This is a genomic window from Meiothermus sp. Pnk-1 (genome assembly GCF_003226535.1).
Classification (GTDB): domain Bacteria; phylum Deinococcota; class Deinococci; order Deinococcales; family Thermaceae; genus Allomeiothermus.
The window spans coordinates 16,803-36,011 of the sequence record NZ_QKOB01000001.1 but is presented as its reverse complement, the minus strand read 5'-3'; the positions used below and the strand labels follow the sequence as shown (position 1 = coordinate 36,011).

Here is a 19,209-nt window from a genome sequence, read left to right as displayed (position 1 = left end):
AAGGTTTTAAGAAGAACCGATGCAGCACCCCGAGCTTCAACCCGGGGCGCCGTAGGGGGTAGGTCAGTTGCCCAAATCGAAGCCAACCGCGCTCACCGTATCCTCCAGCTCATTAAGAGCCGCCTTCAGCCCGTCGCTGTAGTCGCTGGGGGTCATGTTCTTCGCCTGCGCCTGAAGCTGCTCGAGCGCCGGGGCCGGCAAGGTTGAAGCGATAGCCTCGAGGATCTGCTGCGCCTCCACAGAGCTGATAGGGGACGAGGCCGTGTATAGCTCCCTCAGCAGCGCGTACAGTTGCCGCAACTGCTGTGGGCTGAGGGCTTGCAGGTCCAGCGAAGCAGGCATGGCGCTCACCCACTGTTGCAGTTCGGTGAGGGGGTTTTCCGTGACGATGCCCTGATCCAGGGCCACCCCTGAGGCAGATTGGGCATGCACTGCTCCCAAAGTCAGCAAACCGGCAATCGTGGTAATCCAAAGCGAGCGTTTCATGGTCTTTCTCCTTTCGGAACGGGGGTTTTAGTCGGTTCGGTTGGTCTTCCCCGTTCCTGCAACAGAGCATGCCGCCTAACGGTGTAGAGAGGGTGGAGGCGAGATGTAGGCTATGTTTAGGTCACCCCTCGCGCGAGCATCGCGTTTTTCCCGTCCAGCTCGAGGCTAGTCTATCCACATCCCCCTTGCCTTCAAATTGTCTTCATAAAGCCACACGTCCCCTGTCTTGCCCTACGCCATGGCATTTTCCATGTCCGATACTGTAATGAGATTCCTGGAGAACCCTGAAGGTACGCCGCCCTTCATAAAAACTACACATTCCGTACCAGGCGGCTACACATGGCTCCAGCAGATTACTCCTCGTTGGAGGTGATGCTTTGAGACCAACCTTATCCATCCTCAGCATCTTGTTAGCTCTGGCCCCACCGGCACTGGGGCAGAGTGCCCCGCTCAACCTCAACGACGCGCTGCGCGCCTTGCCGAACAGCCCCGACTGGCAAAGCGCCGACCTGGCCTACGAGAGCGCGCTGCGCAGCCTCGAGGCCGCCCAAGCCGCCGCCGGTTTCAAGCTCACCGCGAGCGGAAGCTATACCCTGAGCCAGAGCAACACCCTCATCCTCTCCAGCACAGCCTCCCTGGGGGTGCTGCCCTGGTCGCCCACTCAAGACGCTATCCATAGCGCCCAGCGAGCCCTGGAGCGGGCCGCCCTGACCCGGCGCGATGCCCGCAACACCTTGTATATCAACCTAGTTACACAGTATTTCAACCTGCGGCAAGCCGCCAGCGACCTGGCCATCGCCCAAGCCACCCTAGCCCTGCGCGAACGTCAGTTGCAAGTCACCCAGGCCCGCAACCAAGCCGGAAGCGCCACCCTGAGCGACGTGCTCGAAGCCCAACAAAACCTCGATACGGCCCGTTCGAACCTGGTGAGCGCCACGGCTACCCTGGAGATCGCTCGGCTCGCCCTGGCGGGCACCCTAGGGGTAAACCCCCAAAGCCTAGGACAGCCGGCCACACCTCCCAGCGAACCCGAGCTTCCCAGCGGGACGCTCGAGGCGCTGGTACAACAGGCCTATGCCCGCCGCTCCGACGTACTCAAGGCCCAATCGCAGCTCCAAGATGCCCAGGAGAGCTTAGCCGCCGCCCAGCGCGACCGGCTGCTCCCCGATGCCTCTCTCAGCGTGGGCTACGGTGGAAGCACGAGCAGCGGGGCAGCCTCCGTTTCGGCGGGGCTCAGCCTCAAGAGCGGCACCGCCTCCATCAGCGGGACCCTGCCGGCCGTGAGCTCGGCCTCCAGCAGCCAATCTCCCGCCTGGAGCCTCAATCTCTCGGCGAGCTTTCCGGTCTTCGACCCGGTGAGCGAGGCCAAGATCCGCTCCGCGCAGACCGCCCTAGACGCGGCCCAGCAGGCCCTGGAATCCGCTCGGCGGGCCGCCGAACTCGACGTACGGCAGAAATACCAGGCCCTGCTCACCGCCAAAAGCAGCGTGGCCGCCGCCAAAACTGCCCTGGAGGCGGCCAACCAGAACCTACGCACGGCTCAAGCCCGGCTCGAGGCGGGAACCGGAACCGCCCTCGACCTACAGGCCGCTCAGGTTAACCAGCAGCAAGCCAGCCGCAACCTCGAAGCCGCCACCGCTCAGGCTCAGCTCGCCGCTTTGGCCTTACAAAACGCCCTCGGCACAGACCTAACCCAGGAGAAAAGCCCATGATGCAGCCCAGAAGATCCTCCGCCCTCGGCCTTTTTCTTCTCGCCCTCGGCCTCTTGCCCCAAACCCTGGCCCAGGCGCAGACCACGCTGACCCTACCCCAGGCCCTACAGCGGGCCTATAGCAATGGCCCCACGCTCCAAAATGCCCAAGCCACCCTGCAAAACGCCACCCTGCAGTTGCAGGCGCTCGAGGCCGACCCCAGCACGCTGATCGCGGCGCTAACCCAAGCCCGGCAGAACGCCGAGCTGGCCCGGGTCAACCTCGAGGCCACCCGCCTCCAGGTGATGAAGGACGTGGTGGATGCCTATCTGGGGCTTTACGAAGCGCGGCAGAACGTGGAGCTGCTCCAGGCCCAGGTGGCCCTGAACGAACGCAACCTGAATGTTGCCAAAGCCCGGCAGGCCGCCGGGAACGCCACCCAGCTGGACGTCGCCCGGGCCCAGAACACCCTGGACAGCTCGCGGCAAACCCTCATCAACGCCCAAGCCCAGCTCCCGGTGCTGGCGGCACAACTGGCCACGCTTTTGGGGGTGAGCGATCTGGGCAACGTCACGGTCAGCGCTCCGCCCCCCGCCCCAGCCCTACAGGCCGACCTCGAGGCCCTGTCCAAGGACCTCTTCAACCGCCTACCAAGCGTCGTGCAGGCCCGACAAGCGGTAGAGCTGGCCCAGCTCAACGTCAAGCTCTACGACAACGACTACACCCCCGCGGTCAACCTGCAATCGGCCAAGACCTCGCTGGAGAATAGCCAGCGTACCCTGCAAACCGCCCAGCAAAACGCCCAGACCAGCCTCACCAACACCTACCAGACCGCCCTCAACGCCTACAAGAGCATCGCCTTAGCCCAAGCCAACGTGGCCAACGCGCAGAAGGTGGTGGATCAGGACCAGGTAGCCCTGAAGGCGGGCACCATCTCGGCGCTGCAGCTCCAAACCGATCAGGTCTCCCTCAAAAGCGCCCAGTACAGCCTCGTGCAAGCCCAGGATGCTTATTGGAAAGCCCTGGCGGCCTTCTCCGTAGCGGCGGGGCAGGACTTTACCGGGTTGGTACGGGCGGCCACAGCTCAAAACTAGAGGAGGGCGTTCATGAGTGCAGCCCAGATCAAGCGCAGTCGAAACCGGCGGTGGAGTTGGGGGCGGTGGCTACTCCTGCTGATCGTCTTGGCCGGCATCGGGACGGCGATCGTGCTGTTGCGCCATCCCGCGACAGGGCAAGGCCAGGCCAAGTCGGGCCTGGAAACCGCCCCCGTCACCCAGGGCACCTTCCGCGTTTCGGTGAGCGGGCCAGGCACCCTTGCAGCCCACCAGAGCGTAGACCTCAAAGCCCAAGTACAAGGCACCATCATCTACCTGCCCAAGGTCGGCGACCACGTGAACAAGGGCCAGTTGGTGGTGCAGATCGATCCCACCAGCTACCAACGGGCCGTGGACAACGCCCGGCTAGCCCTGCAAAAAGCCCAGGCTCAGCTCGAGAGCACCCGCGCCACGCAAGCCACCGCCCTGGCCAGCCAGCGACAGGCTATCGCCAGCGCCGAAGCCGCCTACACCAGCGCCCAGACCCAGCTCGAGACCGCCCGCGCCAACCTCGCCGCCACCCAGCGGGTTTACGCCGCTGGCGGGGCCACCCAGCAGGAGCTTTCCAGCGCCCAGCGCGCGGTGGAGCAGGCCCAGGCCCAGCTCGACAGCGCCCGGGTGGCCCTCGAGACGGCGCGAAGCTCGCTCGCCCTCAAGGAAGCCAGCAACGCCCAGGATCTGCGCAACCTGCAACTGGCCGTCGACCAGGCCGCCTTGAGCCTCAAAAACGCCCAGCAAGATTTGGCCAACACCAAAATCTACGCCCCCTTCAGCGGCACGGTATCAGCGGTGAACGCCCAGGTAGGCGGGGTGGGGGTGAGCGCTAGCGTCAGCGGCAGCAGCGCCCTGCTCACGATCATCGACAGCTCGAGCGTGGACCTGCCGGTGCAGATCGATGAAACCGAGATCGGCCAGGTCAGGGTGGGGCAGAAGGTGGACGTGACCCTCGACGCCTTCAACAACGAGGTCTTCCACGGCACCGTCACCGCCATCAGCCCCAGCGCCACAGTGGTCTCGAACATCGCGGTCTTCTACGTGACCGTCAACGTACCCAACCCCGATGGCCGGCTCCGCCCGGGCATGACCGCCGAGGGAGAGATCCTCATCCAGGAGATCCCCGATGCCCTCATCATCCCCAAGCGGGCGGTGCAGACCGTGCGCAAGCGGGCCTATGTGGAGGTGCTAAAGCCCGACGGCAGCACGGAAACTGTCCGGGTCGAACTGGGGCCGGACGACGGAACCAACCAAGTCGTGGTGAGTGGGCTACAAGCGGGCCAGACGGTGATCTTACCCGCCCGCGCCTCGACCACCTCTACCTCTAGCTCCAGCAGCCGCAACGGCCCGGGGGGGTTGCGCATCCCCCTAGGAGGTGGAAGGTGAAACCGGTGGTCTCCCTCGAGGGCATCCGCAAGGTCTACCGCATGGGGGAGATTGAGTTCGAGGCCCTGAAGGGGGTCTCGCTCGAGGTCGCCCAGGGGGAGATGGTGGCGTTGATGGGGCCCTCGGGCTCGGGCAAGACCACCCTGATGCAGATCATCGGCCTTTTGGATAGGCCCACCGCCGGAAGCTACTTCCTGGCCGGAGAGGACGTGACCGCGCTGAGCGAGAACGAGCGCGCCGAGGCGAGAAACCGCGAGATCGGCTTCGTCTTCCAGGCCTTCCACCTGCTGCCCCGGCTGAGCGTGCTGGAGAACGTAGAAGTTCCCCTGACCTACGCCGGAGTGCCGGCCCTCGAGCGGCGCGAGCGGGCGCTGGAGGTGCTGCGGCGGGTGGGGCTGGCGGACAAGGCGAAAAACCTGCCCTCCCAGCTCTCGGGCGGGCAGAAGCAGCGCGTGGCGGTGGCCCGTGCCCTCACCATGCGCCCCTCGCTCCTCTTAGCCGACGAGCCCACCGGCAACCTCGACTCCCACACCGCCATCGAGGTCATGCGCCTCTTCCAGGAGCTCAACGACGAGGGCACCACGGTCATCATCGTCACCCACGAAGCCGATATCGCCGAGTACACCGGGCGCATCGTGCGCATCCGCGACGGGCTCATCGAGTCGGACAGCCCCAACCCGCAGCGCAAGCGGCCCGTGGGAGGTGTGGCGTGAACCCCGCTCGAGAACTCCCCAAAGACAGCCTCCAGCGGCGCTCGAGCCTGGCGGGCATGAACCCGCTGCAGGTGGTGAGCATCGCCTGGAGGGCCATCCTGGGCAACCCCTTGCGCTCGGCGCTCACCGCGCTGGGGGTGATCATCGGGGTGGCGGCGGTGGTCGCACTGACCGGGGTGGGCCAGGGCTCCACGGCCAACATCACCCGCTCGCTGGAGAGCCTGGGCACCAACCTGCTCACCGTCTCCGGCGGGCGCGGGGGCGGCCCGCCCGGACTGGTGCGCTTCGGCGGGCCCCAGACCCTCACCGTCAAAGACGCCCAGGCCTTGCAGGAGCACTTCGCCGCCCAGGTTGCCGGGGTGGCCCCCGTCGCCCAGGGCAATCATCAGGTCAAGTTCGGGGCCAACAACACCAACGCCACCGTCATCGGCACCTGGCCGGCCTACGCCAGCGTGCGCAACGCCCAGCCCGCGCAGGGCAGCTTCTTCACCGAGGCCGACAACCAAGCCCGCCGGCGGGTGGCGGTGCTGGGCTACCAGGTAGCCCAGGACCTCTTCGCAGGCAGCGACCCCCTGGGGCAGAAGATCAAGATCGCCGGGATCTCCTTCACGGTGGTGGGGGTGCTGCCCGACAAGGGCGACTCCGGCTTCGCCAGCCCCAACAACCAGATCCTGGTGCCCCTGAGCACCTATATCCAGCGCCTGGGCCGCAGCAACAACCGGGGTGAAGCCACGGTGAGCCAGGTGTACGTCCAAGGCTTGAGCAAAGACACCCTCAAGGACCTGCAAAACCAGATCACCGAGTTCATGGCCGAGCGCCACAAGATCGCCAACCCCGACGAGTACGACTTCAGCGTGCAGAACCAGGCCGACGCGCTGGCCTCGGTGAACCAGGTCACCCAGACCCTCACCCTCTTCCTGGGCGGGGTGGCCGGGATCAGCCTCTTGGTGGGGGGCATCGGGATCATGAACATCATGCTGGTCTCGGTCACCGAGCGCACCCGCGAGATCGGCATCCGCAAGGCGCTGGGGGCCAAGCCCCGCGACATCCTCACCCAGTTTCTGGTGGAGTCGGTGGTGCTGTCGGTGGGGGGCGGCCTGCTGGGCATCCTGCTGGGGTTGGGGCTGGCCCGCAGCGTGGGCAACCTGCTCCACATCACCCCGATCTTCTCGGCCAGCAGCATGGTGCTGGCCTTCGCCTTCTCGGTGATGGTGGGCGTCTTCTTCGGCTACTACCCCGCCCTGCGGGCCGCCCGGCTCGACCCGGTGGAATCGCTTAGGTACGAGTAACCGACAAGGAGTAGATATGGCAAGAACGATCCTGGCAACGGTTTTGGCGCTACTCTCCTCGCTCGCCTTGGCCCAAGAGGTCATCACCAACCAGCAGGGGCCTGGCGCGCAGCAATCCAACCCCGAACTACGCAAGCGCCTCGAGCAGTACCGTCCGGTCTTCGACCTCATGGGCAGCCTGCGGCTGATGCTCGAGCTCGACCGGCAGAAGAACCTCTCCTTCACCAAGGCCCAAGCCCAAAAGCTCCTGCCCATCCTCAAGAACCTCCAAACCCGCGCCGACCTCAAGCCCGCCGACGCCGAGAAAATCCTCTCGAATATCGAGGACAACATCCTCACCCCCGCCCAGCTCAAGTGGATGGACGAGACCCAGCTCAAGCGGCAGGAGGAGATGCGCCAGCGCAGGCAAAACCGGGAGGGCCCAACCAACAGCTTCGGAGGTGGGGGTGGTCCGAACAATCCGGGTGGCCCCGGAGGACAGGGGGGGCCTCGAGGCGGCGGCCTCTTCCAGGCCATCCAGCAGGGCAAGCCCTTCAACCCCTTCAAGGAGGGCCGGGCCGCCGAGGAGCTCCAACAGCTCATCGCCCTGCTTTCCAAGAGGTAATTGCGGACCCCTCATCCGGCGTGGTAGGCTCGCAGGGTCATCCACCAGGCCGTTCGGTGAAGCGGCGAAGGATGGCGAGTGATACCAAGTGTGCGAATCCCGAGCTGATCTCCTTTCCTGGGAGGAGTGGGCCCGCTGGGTGCGGCTACCCGGCGGGCTGGTCTTTACCGCTCGGCCCCCCCGTTCACGGGCTAGAGCGGGGGTGGGGGCATGATCGAGCGCTACCAAACCCCCGAGATGAAGGCGCTGTGGACCGAGGCCCGCAAGTATGAAGCCTGGGCTAGGGTCGAGCAGTACGCCCTCGAGGCCTGGGAGGAGCTGGGGGTGGTGCCCCGAGGGGTGGCTGCCCGGCTGGCCGAGGGGCTATCGCGCAGGCCCATCGACGAGAGCTTCGCCCGGCGGGCGGAGGCGCTCGAGGAGGAAACCCGCCACGACATCGTGGCCTTCACCCGCGCACTGGTGGAGTGGGTGGGCGACGCGGAGGTGGCCCAGTGGCTGCACTTCGGCCTCACCAGCACCGACGTGGTGGACACCGCGCAGAACACGCTGCTCGTGGAGGCGCTGCGGCTGGTCGAGGCCGAACTCGAGAGGGTACAGGAGGCCCTCAAGCAGCTGGCCGTGCGCTACAAGCACACCCCGGCGGTGGGGCGCACCCATGGGGTCCACGCCGAGCCCACCAGCTTCGGGCTGCGTTTCCTGAGCTTCTACGCCGCGCTCTCGCGCGACGCCGAGCGCCTGCAGCGGGCCAGGAAGACCATCGGCGTGGCCATGCTCTCGGGCTCGGTGGGCAACTACGCCCACCTCGAGCCCACCGTCGAAGCCTACGTGGCGCGCAAATTGGGGCTCGCGGTCGAGCCGGTCTCGACCCAGGTGGTCCCCCGCGACCGCCACGCCGAGCTGATGAGCGCCCTGGCCATCCTGGGGGCCGACCTCGAGCGTATCGCCGTCGAGCTGCGCCACCTCCAGCGCACCGAGGTGCTCGAGGCGCAAGAGCCCTTCAGCTATCGTCAAACCGGCTCCTCCTCCATGCCTCACAAGAAAAACCCGGTGGCCCTGGAGAACATCTCCGGGCTGGCCCGGCTCTTGCGCGCAAACCTCCAGGCCGAGCTGGAAAACGTGGCCCTTTGGCACGAGCGTGACATCAGCCACTCGGGGGTCGAGCGGGTCATCCTGCCCGACTCCACCACCTTGGCCCACTACATGCTGCGCCGCCTGGGGCGGGTGCTGGAGGGGTTGGTGGTCTACGAGGCCAACATCGCGCGCAACCTGGCCCTCACCCGGGGGCTGGTCTACTCGCAGCGGGTGCTGGGGCTGCTGGTGGAGGGCGGCATGGACCGCGCCGCCGCCTACGAAGTGGTGCAGCGCAACGCCCTGAAGAGCTGGGAGGAGGGCCGCGATTTCCGCGAGCTCCTGGAGGCCGACCCCGCGTGCCCGGTGAAGGGCGAGGCCCTGGCTTCCGCCTTCGACCCGGCGTACTTCCTGCGGCACGTGGACGCGATCTATGCCCGTTTCGGGCTTTAGTGGGGAGGGGTAAGATGGTTAAACCTTTCCCTCGTGGTTCAGCTAGGCGGTGAGGCCGATGACGGAGAAAGTGTACGAGGGCAAAGCCAAGATCGTGTATCCAGGCCCCGAGGCCGGGACCTACCGGGTGTACTACAAAGACGACGCCACCGCCTTCAACGCCCAGAAGCGGGGTACCATCGCGGGCAAGGGGGTGGTCAACAACCGCATCTCGGCCCGGCTCTTCCGCTACCTCGAGGCCCAGGGCGTGCCCACCCACTTCCTGCGCGAGCTCTCCGAGCGGGAGATGCTGGTGCGACAGGTCGAGATCGTGCCGCTGGAGGTGATCGTCAGGAACCGCACCGCCGGGACCTTCGCCAAGCGCTACGGCGTGGAGGAGGGCCGCCCCCTCGCCCGAGCGCTGGTGGAATTCTCCCTCAAGAACGACGCCCTGGGCGACCCCCTCATCTACGACGAAGCCGCGCTGGCGCTGGGCCTCTTGAGCGAGGGAGAGCTGGTCCGCATCCGGGAGCTGGCCCTGCGGGTCAACGAGGCGCTCAAGGCCTTCTTCCTCGAGCGCGGCCTCGAGCTCGTCGACTTCAAGCTCGAGTTCGGGCGGCTCCCCGATGGAAACATCGTCCTGGCCGACGAGATCAGCCCCGACACCATGCGGCTATGGGAGGTGGGCACCGGCGAGAAGATGGACAAAGACCGCTTCCGTCGCGACCTGGGCGGGGTGGAGGAAGCCTACCAGGAGGTGCTGCGGCGGGTGCTGGGGGGCGCGGGGTGAAGGCCGGGTTTTTGGCGTTTGGCGCACCGGAGGCGCACTCATGAAGTATCACGCGACGATCCTGATCGAACTCAAAGACGGCATCCTCGACCCCCAGGGCCGGGCGGTGGAGGGCGTGCTCAGGGGCCTGGGCTACCGCGTGGAGAACGTGCGGGTGGGGCGGGTGCTCGAGATGGAGCTCGAGGCCGCCTCCGAGCCCGAGGCCCGCGAAACCGCCCTCGCCATGGCCAAAGCCCTGGCCAACCCGGTGATGGAGGTCTACGCGCTGGAAGCCCTGAGGCCGTTGCAGGAGGTTTTGTGAGGCCAAACGCAAGACGCAAGACGCAAAACGCTGGGAGTAACGACGCGTATGGCGTATGGCGTTTGGCGTTTCGCCCGGGTGCACGGAGCCTGCTCCGTCCCAAAGGGGATCGTCCCCTGCCGGAGGCGCTGTGAAGGTCGCCGTCATCGTCTTCCCCGGCTCCAACTGCGACCAGGACACCCGCTGGGCGCTGGAGCGGGTGGGTCTGCGGGCCGAGCTGGTCTGGCACACCGAGGGCAGCCTCGAGGGCTACGGCGCGGTGGTTTTGCCCGGAGGCTTCTCCTATGGCGACTACCTGCGGGCCGGAGCGCTGGCCAAGTTCTCGCCCGTCATGGGCGAGGTGCGCCGCCTGGCCCAGCAGGGCTACCCGGTGATGGGCATCTGCAACGGCTTCCAGGTCCTCACCGAGGCCGGGCTGCTGCCGGGAGCGCTGTTGGCCAACACCAACCTGCACTACACCTGTAAGGAGGTCTTCCTGCGGGTCGAGCGCACCGACCTGCCCTTTACCGCCGATTACCGCCAGGCTCAGGTGCTGCATCTGCCCATCGCTCACGGCGAGGGCCGCTACTACGCCGACGAGGAGACGCTGGCGCGGCTAGAGCAAAACCGCCAGGTCGTCTTCCGCTACGTCGAGTACCAGGGCCAAGGCGGAAACCCCAACGGAAGCTTGGGCGACATCGCCGGCATCGTCAACGAGCAGGGCAACGTGCTGGGCATGATGCCCCACCCGGAGCGCGCGGTGGAGGAGGTGCTGGGATCGGTGGATGGTAGGGGGATTTTCGAAAGCCTGAAACGTGCTTTGGAGATCGTGGCGTGAGGTAGGAAGGGCAAGCCGCCGGCACGGAGTGTGGGGAGAATCGCTCTCTACCCCGGCGCGCTTAGCCCCCAACCGTACGGCGGGGAGGAAACATGAAACCGAAAGCCATTACTTTCGACTTCTGGGGCACGCTCTTCATGGAAAACCCAAGTTCCGCACAGGATATTTTGAGCGCACGTTATGAAGTGCTGCTCGACGCCCTCTCAGAGGCGGGTACCCCCGCCGACGAGGGGCAGGTTCGGGAGGCCTACCGGCAGGCCCAGATGGCTTTTGACGACGCCTGGAAAGCCCTTCAGGTCATGACCGTTTATGACCGTGTGGGCCACATCTTTAAGCTCTTGGGGGTCAAATTCGACGAGGGTTTGATCGCCCTAACTGCCCGAAAGCTCGAGGAGACCTCCCTAGGCTTTGATCTCCTTCCCCTGCCAGGGGTCAAGGAGGCCCTGCCCCGCCTAGCCAAAACCCACCTCCTGGGCATCGTCTGCGACACCGGGGTGACCCCAGGTCGCCTGCTGCGCGAACACCTACGACGGCATGGGCTTTTGCATTACTTCAGCGGGTTTTCCTTCTCCGACGAGACCGGCGCGGTCAAGCCCCGCCGCGAGGCTTTCATGGTCGCCCTCGACGAGCTGGGGGTCGATCCGCAAAACGCCCTGCACATCGGCGACATCCCCCGCACCGACATCGCCGGGGCCTTTGGCGCAGGTTATAGCTGGGCGGTGCAGTACACCGGCCACCGCACCATCAACGGCGGCCCCGAGCCCACCGCGCGGGTGAAAGACCACCGCGAGCTGTTCAGGCTGCTGCCCGAGGCCTGAGGGTAGGGTCCTACGTCGTACGCAAAACGCGAAACGCCTTGACTCTAGACCCTTGACCTTGACGCTCGACCTCAAACACCACCGATGAACCCTATGGAAGAGACCCTCACCCCCCTCTCCGAGCAGGCCCAGGCGCTGCTCGAGGAAACCGGCCTCCCCCAGAACGAGTACCGGGAAATCGTACGCCTGCTGAGGCGGGAGCCGAACCGGCTGGAGCTCTACCTCTTCAAGGTGATGTGGAGCGAGCACTGCTCGTACAAGAACTCCCGTCCCCTGCTGCGAGCGCTGCCTAAGGAAGGGCCTGCCGTGCTGCAAGGCCCCGGCGAGAACGCGGGCGTGGTAGAGATCGGCGATGGGTACGCGGTGGCCTTCAAGATCGAAAGCCACAACCACCCCTCGGCGGTGGAGCCGGTGCAGGGGGCCGCCACGGGGGTGGGGGGCATCATCCGCGACATCGTGGCGATGGGCGCCCGGCCCGTCGCGCTGCTGAACTCGCTGCGCTTTGGAAAATTGGAAGGCCTCGAGGGCGACCGCACCCGCTACTTGGTGCAGGGTGTGGTGGGGGGTATCGCCCACTACGGCAACGCCATCGGCATTCCCACGGTAGGGGGAGACATCTACTTCCACGAGGGCTACCAGGACAACCCGCTGGTCAACGCCATGTGCGTGGGCCTGCTGCGGGTCGATGAGCTCAAGAAAAGCCGCGCCAGCCTGGGCCGCCCGGTCTACTACCTGGGCTCCAAGACCGGGCGTGACGGCATCGGCGGGGCGGCCTTCGCCTCGGAGGAGCTCTCCGAGGAGAGCGAGTCCAAGCGCCCCAGCGTGCAGGTGGGCGACCCCTTCCTGGGCAAGCTCACCCTGGAGGCCACCCTCGAGGCCATCCGCCTCGACCTGGTGGAGGGCGTGCAGGACATGGGAGCCGCCGGGCTTACCTCCTCGCTCTCGGAGATGGCCCACAAGTCGGGGCTGGGCCTGGAGCTCGACCTGGACAAGGTGCCGCGCCGCGAGGAGGGGATGAGCCCGCTGGAGCTCATGCTCTCCGAGTCGCAAGAGCGCATGGTGCTGGTGCCGCGCCCAGGCAAGGAGCCGGAGCTCGAGGCGCTCGCCGCACGCTTTGGCCTGGACGCGGTGCCGGTGGCGGTGACCATCCCCGAGCCGGTGTTCCGCGTCAGGGCGGGGGGCCAGGTGGTGGCCGAGGTCCCCACCCACGCCCTGGCCGACTCCCCCACCTACGTGCGCGAGGGCCAGGAGAGCCCCGAGATCGGGGCCCTGCGGGCCAAAGACCTCGGCGCCTTGCCGGTGCCGGGCGACCTGCACGGCATGCTGCCGAAGCTGCTGGCCTCCCCCAACCTGTGCAGCCGCGCCCCGGTCTTCGAGCGCTACGACCACCAAGTGGGCACCAACACCGTGCTGGTGCCGGGCAAGGGGGACGCGGCCATCCTGCGCATCAAGGGCACCCGGCGGGCCATCGCGCTCAAGGTGGACGCCAACCCGCGCTACTGCCGGCTGCACCCGCGCCTGGGGGCTATGCACGCCCTGGCCGAGGCCACCCGCAACGTCAGCGTGGTGGGCGCGAAGCCGCTGGCCTACACCGACGGGCTCAACTGCGGCAATCCCGAAACCCCTCACGGCTACTACGAGCTTTCCGAGACCATCGCTGGGCTGGCCGAGGCCTCGAGGGCCCTCTCCGTCCCGGTGGTCTCGGGCAACGTCTCGCTCTACAACGAAGGCCCCAGCTACCGCATTCCCCCCACCCCCATGGTGGGTGTGGTGGGCCTGCTGGAAAACGTGGAGCGCCGCGCCGAGGGGGGCTTTAGGAAGCCGGGCGAGTTCGTGGTGCTCATCGGCGAGCCGCTGGGCGAGCTGGGGGCCAGCGAGTACCTGTGGGTGCGGGAGGGCCTCGAGGCCGGCCACCCGCCCCGCCTCGACCTGGGGCGCGAGGCCAAAGCCCAAGCCGCCATCCGCGACCTCATCGAGATGGGTTGGGTCAAAAGCGCCCACGACGTGGCCGAGGGTGGCCTGGCGGTGGCCCTGGCCGAGATGACCTTCCCCTACGGGCTGGGGGCGACGCTGGAGATCCGCGACCCCGGCCGCCCGGACGCCTTGCTCTTTGGCGAGGCGCCCAGCCGCATCCTCTTCAGCATCGACCAAGGCCACCTGCAATCGGCCATCACCCACCTGCAGAATCTGGGCCTCCCCTACCGCATCCTGGGCCAGGTGGGCGGGGACGAGCTCACCATCCTGCTGCCCAAGCAAGAGCTAAAGTGGAGCGTGAGCGAGCTGAAGCAAACCTGGGAAGCGCCCTTGCGGGAGGTGCTGCCGTGAGGGAACGCCAAACGCCAAACGCCAAACGCCAAACGCTAGAAGAATCCCCTAGAGCGTCTAGCGTCTTGCGTTTTGCGTCTTGCGATTACGACAAACCCCACGAGGAGTGCGGCGTCATCGGCCTCTGGAGCCCGGAGCCGGTGGACGTGGCGGGGATGCTGCAGCTCGGGCTCTTCGCCTTACAGCACCGGGGGCAGGAGGCCGCCGGGATCTGCGTCTCCAACGGGCAGGACCTGGTGATCGAGAAGGATTTGGGGCTGGTGGCGCAGGTCTTCGACGAAGCCCGCATGGCCCGGCTGCGCATTCCCGGGGCCAACTTGGGCATCGGGCACACCCGCTACTCGACCACCGGCTCCAACCTGCGCTTCAACGCCCAGCCCCTCAACGTGCGCAGCTCCAAGGGCATCCTGGCCATCGCCCACAACGGCAACTTCGTCAACGCCAAGGCCATCCGCCAGGAACTCCTGGAGCACGGCGCAGTCTTCCAGACCACCAACGACACCGAGGTGATGATCAACCTCATCGCCCGCTACGCCAAGCTCGACCTGGTCGAGGCCACCGCCCGCTCGATGCGCGAGTTGCAAGGGGGTTTCGCGGTGGTGCTGATGGATCGCCGCACCGTACTAGCCCTGCGCGACGGAAACGGAGTGCGGCCACTGGTGATCGGGCGCTTGGCTAATGGCGGCTGGGTCTTCACCTCCGAGCCCCCGGCCCTGGCGCTGGTGGGGGCCGAGTTCGTGCGCGACGTACGCCCTGGGGAGCTGGTATGGGTGGAGGCGGGCGAACTCAGGAGCCTGCAGGTGCTCGAGCCCCGCCCCACCCCCTGCGCCTTCGAGTGGATCTACTTCGCCCGCGCCGACTCGGTGCTCGATGGCATCGGCACCCACGAGAGCCGGGTGCGCATGGGCGAGGTGCTGGCCGCCGAGGCCCCAGCGGAGGCCGACCTGGTGGTTCCGGTGCCGGATTCGGGCATCGGGGCCGCCATCGGCTATGCCCGCGCCTCGGGCATCCCCTTCGACTACGGCCTCTACAAAAACCCCTACGCCGGGCGCACCTTCATCCAGCCCACCCAGGAGCTGCGTGACCTCAAGACCAAGCTCAAGCTCGCCCCCACCCCTGCCGTGCGCGGCAAGCGGGTGGTGATGGTGGACGACTCCATCGTGCGCGGCACCACATCGGGCCGCATCGTGCAGCTCTTGCGCGACGCCGGGGCCACCGAGGTCCACGTGCGCATCTCCTCCCCGCCCATCAAGTTTCCCTGCTACTACGGCATCGACACCGCCGCCCGCAAGGAGCTGGTGGCCTCTACCCACTCCCTCGAGCAGATCCGAGCCCTCATCGGCGCCGATAGCCTGGCCTTCTTGAGCGAGGAGGGCGTCAAGCGCGCGGTGGGCGCTCCGGTGTGCCTGGCCTGCTTCAACGGGCGTTACCCGGCGGGCGTGCCTGGCGAGGAAGTGCAGAAGGAGGCGCTCGAGCAGGCCTAGCCCTCACCGCCTACAAGCTTGGCCCCCTGCCCAGTCCGGCCATTTGGCAATGTGTGGCAGAGCTATATATCAGAAAACTTGAGTGTTATATTGTTAGGTAGGTATGACGCCGCGCGAGTGGATTCAGCACATGATCGAGGCCAACCGCGAAGCCTTGCAGCAGCTGCCCTTTCCCCCGGACCTGGCGGAATACGTGGACCAGCTGGTAAAGTCCGGTCAAACCGAGCAGATCATCTCGCTGATGAAGATGGGCTATCTGCTGGGAATCCAGCAGGGGGTGCGAACCGAGGCCATCTCGACCATGGCTTCTCGTAGCATCCAGGCGTGAGCAGCTGACGGCGGCGCCGAGCTCTTCAGCGCAAAACTTGCCCCTACCCCTGCAGCCATACTCAGCAGGGGCCAGCGTCCCAGGAGCCTGTGGAACCCCCCGGCCGCCTCGAGCCTATCCATGCGACTCCTTCCCTCACCCTGATGGAAGTCTAGCCCGCGCCGGCGCAGTGCAGGGCCGGCCCTGGCTCTCCACTGAGCCCCGCACGGTCTCGAAAGCTCGCCGAGACCGCACGCTCACGATAAACCCATCTTGTTGCGCTAGCCCTCTAGCCGCAGGATGCCCCGCTCGAGCGCAACCGTTACCGCAGCCGTACGGTCATCGACGCCCAGCTTGCCGAAAGTGTGCAGGAGGTGGGTCTTGACCGTGGCCTCGCTGATCTTGAGCTGGCGCCCGATCTCCTTGTTGGAAAGTCCCTTAGCGACCAGCGAGAGTACCTCGAGCTCCCGGGTGGAGAGGGTCTCGTCGCTGGGAGCCCGCATCCGGCCCAGAAGCCTGGCCGCCACCGGTGGAGAGAGCACCGATTCGCCCTGGGCGCTGGCATGGATGGCCTTGTAGAGCTCCTCACGGGGTACGTCCTTGAGCAGGTAGCCGATAGCCCCCGCCTCGATGGCTCGCACGATTTCAGCGTCGGTATCGTAGGTGGTGAGCACTAGCACCTGCACCTCGGGAAAGCGGCTGCGGATGGCGCGGGTGGCGGCAGTGCCATCCATCCCCGGCATCCTGAGGTCCATCAGCACCACATCAGGGCGCAAGGCGTCGGCCATCTGCACGGCCTCGAGGCCGTTACTGGCCTCTCCTACCACCTCAAAGCCCTCCTGGGTCGAAAGCAATCCCACCAAACCGGCCCGCACGATCGGGTGATCATCGGCGATGAGAATACGCAAGGGGTCCATACGGGTTCCTCGAGTGTACAACTCCACCCACCTAACCTGCTATCAAGTCCTAGGCGGGAACCCCTAGCCCCTCGGCCTTAGCCCGGCCCGCCCTGGGCTTATCCAGGCGGGCGCGACCGGCAACGATACCGCCACCGTGGTGCCTACCCCGCGTTCGCTCTCGATGGCGCAGTGACCACCCAAAGCCTCAACCCGCTCGCGGATCGAACGCAGCCCGAACCCCCCCTCCAGCGAAGGCGTATTGGCTTGCAACCCCACCCCGTCGTCTTGGATATCCAGCAACACCAGGTCGTCCAGGTAGGAAAGGGTTAGGTTGACCCGCCGGGCCTGGGCGTGTTTGCGCACGTTGGCCAGCGCCTCTTGGGTCACCCGCAGCAAAGCCACCTCGAGCGCCGGGTGCAAGGGCTGGGGCTCGCCGGTGAGGGTAAACTCGGTGCGAATCCCGCTCTCCTCGGCCCAACGCTGGGCCAGCCGCTCGAGCGCCTGGGGTAACGAAGCCCCCTCGAGCACCTCGGGCCGCAGCGCCCATACCATTCGCCTGGCCTCGGAGAGCCCTTCCCGAGCCGTGGTGCGGGCTTGGTCGAGATACGCCCGTACCTGGCTGAGCGACCCTGACTGGGACTTCAGCGAACGGTCCCCCCCGCTGTGCGGCGAACGAGGCACCTCGGCCCTGCCGGCTGCTACCGGGGCCGTTTCGCCAGTGATGGCCGCTTCCGCCGCCTCGAGGTGCATCACGATGCTGGTGAAGCTCTGGGCCAAGGTATCGTGGATTTCGCGGGCCAGGCGCTGACGTTCCTCCAGTACCCCGGCCTGGCGGCTTTTCTCCTCGAGCTTGCGCTGGGTGGACTCCAGGGCCATCCGGGCTTGCGATTCGCGCACCAACACCTCCAGGGCAAAAAGCGAGTACCCGGCGAAGAGCATGGCGATGAAAACAAAGAAGCTGGTCTCGAGGTTGGGGTAGTCGGTGCTCTGGGGAAGGGCCCTCCAGGCCAACGAGCCGCCCGGGCCTTGGGTGAAGGTGACCTCGAGGGTCAGCTGCAAGGGCTCGCGCAGGCTCCACCAGCCGGAAAGGGCGACCAAACCGGCGGCCACCAAGAGCGTCCAGCGTAGCGAGAGCCAGTAACGGGCCACCACCGGTACCAGCCCCAGCGCCAAAAGGGGCAGATAGTACTGGGTGAGCATCCATACCGTAGCGATACCCACCCCACCCAGGAGCAAGAACTCCCCGAAGTGCCGCTGGCCTGGCCGCAAAGCCCATAACACGCAAGCATATATGGCCACAGCCAGACCCACCCGCAGCGCCACTTCCCCAGGTTTTAGGATGGGGACCTCTACCGGCAGCACGATCGGACGCGAAGGTACCAGCAGGGTAAAAATCAGCAGCATCAGGAGGTTCAAAGCGGTAAACACCGCCACCGCCTGCGCCACCGGGCGACCGGCAAAAAAGCGTCGCGCTAAAGCCAGCATCGCTTTATTGTAGTCGATGGCTGGCGATTGGCGGCGGAAGCAAAAAGCACTCCAGGGCTTCCCTGGGGTGCCAGGCGCAAAAGATCTAAGGAGTAGTGAGGGTGAAGCTCACCGGTCGGGCTGCGCTGATGCCTAACCCAGTGATATTGTTGTTCCCCGCTCCGCGGAAAACCGACAGCGCCCCGTTGTAGCCCCCTGGCCCGAGGGGGGTGGTGGGGGAGGACGCCTTGGGCGTTGGAATGGGGAGTGAACTCCAACGCCGGGCCGACATAGTAATCGAAGTCGAAGCTGTTGGGGTTAAACCCGCACGTACCGGATGGAAAGGTGGGGGCCACTCCGGGCGGCACACTGGAGGCTGTGCTAGGATGCAAAGGAGTCGGTCCCCCGAGAGTCCCACATGCGTCGACCGATTACAGGCAGAAGCTGCCTCGCTCATGTAACCTCACGCACCGCCCGCCGAAACCCGAGCGATCCCATGGCGGCAATAGCCACCAGGGGCCAGATGCCAACCCCCTGCAACACCACCACGGTTCGAACCAAGCCATACCCAGAAATAAAAACATCGCATACCAGCCATTGAGATAGCGAAACCCACCCCAAGCACTTATCTTCGGTGTGAGCCTGAAGGCCAGGCCGAAGCCTAAGCCAGCATGGAGGCCTGCGCTTCGCGCAAAAGGTGGGTCGTTTCATGCGTCTTCTCCTGACAAAGACGCTCACAAATGACGTTCCACACCAAAGCCCAAGGGACGGGCAGTCATTCGGGATCGCTATGAGACAATGAAGAAACGATCAAAAGAATTAGCTCTAGCGCCAGCCGGGCTAGCAAGATGTTAAGCATGACCACTAGAAACCAAATTGGTAAGTGGGCAGTGAAAAAGGACATCGGATCAACGTGCCTACTTTGTTGCACAAGACTATTTATTTGAGTTACGAATATTATTGCTATCACAAAGAGATAAATAAATTTCATTGTCTGCTTGTTGACTATCTTTGTCAGTAGGAGCTTCCTAAAAGAAAAGTCAAACATGGCATCCACCACATTGTATGTATCTTTCTGAGGGTCTGTCATATCTCTAATCTCGAAGCGATGGGCTAATTTGGACTGCAAGCACTCTCACATACGCAAGTACCAGCGCTGCTCGTATGGCAGTAGTGGTATATGGTGCCAGATACGTATTTCACTGTACAACTAACACCGATTCCACACCCTCCGGGAAGCTGGCGGT

At 65.6% G+C, this 19,209-nt stretch carries 17 protein-coding genes; 14 read left to right on the top strand and 3 right to left on the bottom strand.

Translation table 11 applies throughout. From position 1 onward, the window contains the following. Nucleotides 1–63 precede the first annotated feature (63 nt). On the bottom strand, nucleotides 64–486 hold the full coding sequence (locus DNA98_RS00180; protein ID WP_110524401.1) for a hypothetical protein: 423 nt from the start codon (nucleotides 484–486) through the stop codon (nucleotides 64–66). A 377-nt stretch (nucleotides 487–863) separates the two neighbouring features. On the opposite strand from DNA98_RS00180, the gene DNA98_RS00175 reads away from it, so the two are divergent. The 14 genes from DNA98_RS00175 to DNA98_RS00110 all read left to right on the top strand — a co-directional run bounded on the left by DNA98_RS00175 (nucleotide 864) and on the right by DNA98_RS00110 (nucleotide 15,620). After that, on the top strand, nucleotides 864–2,198 hold the full coding sequence (locus DNA98_RS00175; RefSeq protein ID WP_110524399.1) for a TolC family protein: 1,335 nt from the start codon (nucleotides 864–866) through the stop codon (nucleotides 2,196–2,198). Then, entirely contained in the window at nucleotides 2,195–3,271 is a 1,077-nt protein-coding gene (locus DNA98_RS00170; protein WP_233492969.1) for a TolC family protein, read from the top strand. Before DNA98_RS00175 ends, DNA98_RS00170 begins: the two co-directional genes overlap by 4 nt. Nucleotides 3,272–3,283: 12 nt before the next feature. Continuing rightward, nucleotides 3,284–4,651 (top strand): efflux RND transporter periplasmic adaptor subunit, encoded by a 1,368-nt coding sequence (locus DNA98_RS00165; RefSeq protein WP_110524395.1) that lies wholly within the window; start codon nucleotides 3,284–3,286, stop codon nucleotides 4,649–4,651. A gap of 41 nt (nucleotides 4,652–4,692) precedes the next feature. Beyond that, nucleotides 4,693–5,364 (top strand): ABC transporter ATP-binding protein, encoded by a 672-nt coding sequence (locus DNA98_RS00160; RefSeq protein ID WP_110525348.1) that lies wholly within the window; start codon nucleotides 4,693–4,695, stop codon nucleotides 5,362–5,364. Further along, a complete protein-coding gene (locus tag DNA98_RS00155) occupies nucleotides 5,361–6,653 on the top strand; it encodes an ABC transporter permease (protein WP_233492964.1) in 1,293 nt (430 codons plus the stop codon). The genes DNA98_RS00160 and DNA98_RS00155 overlap by 4 nt, the downstream gene beginning before the upstream one ends. Nucleotides 6,654–6,669: 16 nt before the next feature. Further along, nucleotides 6,670–7,257, top strand: a complete 588-nt coding sequence (locus DNA98_RS00150) for a hypothetical protein (protein WP_110524391.1) — start codon at nucleotides 6,670–6,672, stop codon at nucleotides 7,255–7,257. Between the two features lie 210 nt (nucleotides 7,258–7,467). Next, nucleotides 7,468–8,778, top strand: a complete 1,311-nt coding sequence (purB, locus tag DNA98_RS00145; protein WP_110524389.1) for an adenylosuccinate lyase — start codon at nucleotides 7,468–7,470, stop codon at nucleotides 8,776–8,778. 58 nt (nucleotides 8,779–8,836) lie between these two features. Continuing rightward, the gene (gene purC, locus DNA98_RS00140; RefSeq protein WP_110524387.1) at nucleotides 8,837–9,547 is read left to right on the top strand and encodes a phosphoribosylaminoimidazolesuccinocarboxamide synthase; all 711 of its coding nucleotides are present in this window, start codon (nucleotides 8,837–8,839) and stop codon (nucleotides 9,545–9,547) included. A 40-nt stretch (nucleotides 9,548–9,587) separates the two neighbouring features. Next, nucleotides 9,588–9,848 carry a phosphoribosylformylglycinamidine synthase subunit PurS gene (gene purS, locus DNA98_RS00135; RefSeq protein WP_110524385.1) on the top strand — a complete coding sequence of 87 codons (261 nt, stop codon included), beginning with the start codon at nucleotides 9,588–9,590 and terminating at the stop codon, nucleotides 9,846–9,848. 130 nt (nucleotides 9,849–9,978) lie between these two features. After that, entirely contained in the window at nucleotides 9,979–10,665 is a 687-nt protein-coding gene (gene purQ / locus DNA98_RS00130) for a phosphoribosylformylglycinamidine synthase subunit PurQ (RefSeq protein ID WP_110524383.1), read from the top strand. 92 nt (nucleotides 10,666–10,757) lie between these two features. Next, nucleotides 10,758–11,483, top strand: coding sequence for an HAD family hydrolase (locus DNA98_RS00125; RefSeq protein WP_110524381.1), 726 nt, complete (start codon nucleotides 10,758–10,760; stop codon nucleotides 11,481–11,483). Between the two features lie 93 nt (nucleotides 11,484–11,576). Then, on the top strand, nucleotides 11,577–13,808 hold the full coding sequence (gene purL, locus DNA98_RS00120) for a phosphoribosylformylglycinamidine synthase subunit PurL (RefSeq protein WP_110525346.1): 2,232 nt from the start codon (nucleotides 11,577–11,579) through the stop codon (nucleotides 13,806–13,808). A gap of 65 nt (nucleotides 13,809–13,873) precedes the next feature. Further along, nucleotides 13,874–15,292, top strand: a complete 1,419-nt coding sequence (purF, locus tag DNA98_RS00115; RefSeq protein WP_110524379.1) for an amidophosphoribosyltransferase — start codon at nucleotides 13,874–13,876, stop codon at nucleotides 15,290–15,292. 103 nt (nucleotides 15,293–15,395) lie between these two features. Next, a complete protein-coding gene (locus DNA98_RS00110) occupies nucleotides 15,396–15,620 on the top strand; it encodes a hypothetical protein (protein WP_110524377.1) in 225 nt (74 codons plus the stop codon). Between the two features lie 260 nt (nucleotides 15,621–15,880). On the opposite strand, the gene DNA98_RS00105 is transcribed toward DNA98_RS00110, so the two are convergent. Together DNA98_RS00105 and DNA98_RS00100 are read right to left on the bottom strand one after the other, a co-directional pair. Further along, nucleotides 15,881–16,516 (bottom strand): response regulator transcription factor, encoded by a 636-nt coding sequence (locus DNA98_RS00105; RefSeq protein WP_110524376.1) that lies wholly within the window; start codon nucleotides 16,514–16,516, stop codon nucleotides 15,881–15,883. A 63-nt stretch (nucleotides 16,517–16,579) separates the two neighbouring features. Beyond that, nucleotides 16,580–17,983 carry a sensor histidine kinase gene (locus tag DNA98_RS00100; RefSeq protein ID WP_110524374.1) on the bottom strand — a complete coding sequence of 468 codons (1,404 nt, stop codon included), beginning with the start codon at nucleotides 17,981–17,983 and terminating at the stop codon, nucleotides 16,580–16,582. Nucleotides 17,984–19,209: the final 1,226 nt, after the last annotated feature.

What these genes read in the sequence shown, in the direction of transcription:
- DNA98_RS00180 (WP_110524401.1), bottom strand. Translation starts at nt 486, where the DNA reads ATGAAACGCTCGCTTTGGATTACCACGATTGCCGGTTTGCTGACTTTG.
- DNA98_RS00170 (WP_233492969.1), top strand. Translation starts at nt 2,195, where the DNA reads ATGATGCAGCCCAGAAGATCCTCCGCCCTCGGCCTTTTTCTTCTCGCC.
- DNA98_RS00165 (WP_110524395.1), top strand. Translation starts at nt 3,284, where the DNA reads ATGAGTGCAGCCCAGATCAAGCGCAGTCGAAACCGGCGGTGGAGTTGG.
- DNA98_RS00160 (WP_110525348.1), top strand. Translation starts at nt 4,693, where the DNA reads ATGGGGGAGATTGAGTTCGAGGCCCTGAAGGGGGTCTCGCTCGAGGTC.
- DNA98_RS00150 (WP_110524391.1), top strand. Translation starts at nt 6,670, where the DNA reads ATGGCAAGAACGATCCTGGCAACGGTTTTGGCGCTACTCTCCTCGCTC.
- purB (WP_110524389.1), top strand. Translation starts at nt 7,468, where the DNA reads ATGATCGAGCGCTACCAAACCCCCGAGATGAAGGCGCTGTGGACCGAG.
- purC (WP_110524387.1), top strand. Translation starts at nt 8,837, where the DNA reads ATGACGGAGAAAGTGTACGAGGGCAAAGCCAAGATCGTGTATCCAGGC.
- purS (WP_110524385.1), top strand. Translation starts at nt 9,588, where the DNA reads ATGAAGTATCACGCGACGATCCTGATCGAACTCAAAGACGGCATCCTC.
- DNA98_RS00125 (WP_110524381.1), top strand. Translation starts at nt 10,758, where the DNA reads ATGAAACCGAAAGCCATTACTTTCGACTTCTGGGGCACGCTCTTCATG.
- purL (WP_110525346.1), top strand. Translation starts at nt 11,577, where the DNA reads ATGGAAGAGACCCTCACCCCCCTCTCCGAGCAGGCCCAGGCGCTGCTC.
- DNA98_RS00110 (WP_110524377.1), top strand. Translation starts at nt 15,396, where the DNA reads ATGACGCCGCGCGAGTGGATTCAGCACATGATCGAGGCCAACCGCGAA.
- DNA98_RS00105 (WP_110524376.1), bottom strand. Translation starts at nt 16,516, where the DNA reads ATGGACCCCTTGCGTATTCTCATCGCCGATGATCACCCGATCGTGCGG.
- DNA98_RS00100 (WP_110524374.1), bottom strand. Translation starts at nt 17,983, where the DNA reads ATGCTGGCTTTAGCGCGACGCTTTTTTGCCGGTCGCCCGGTGGCGCAG.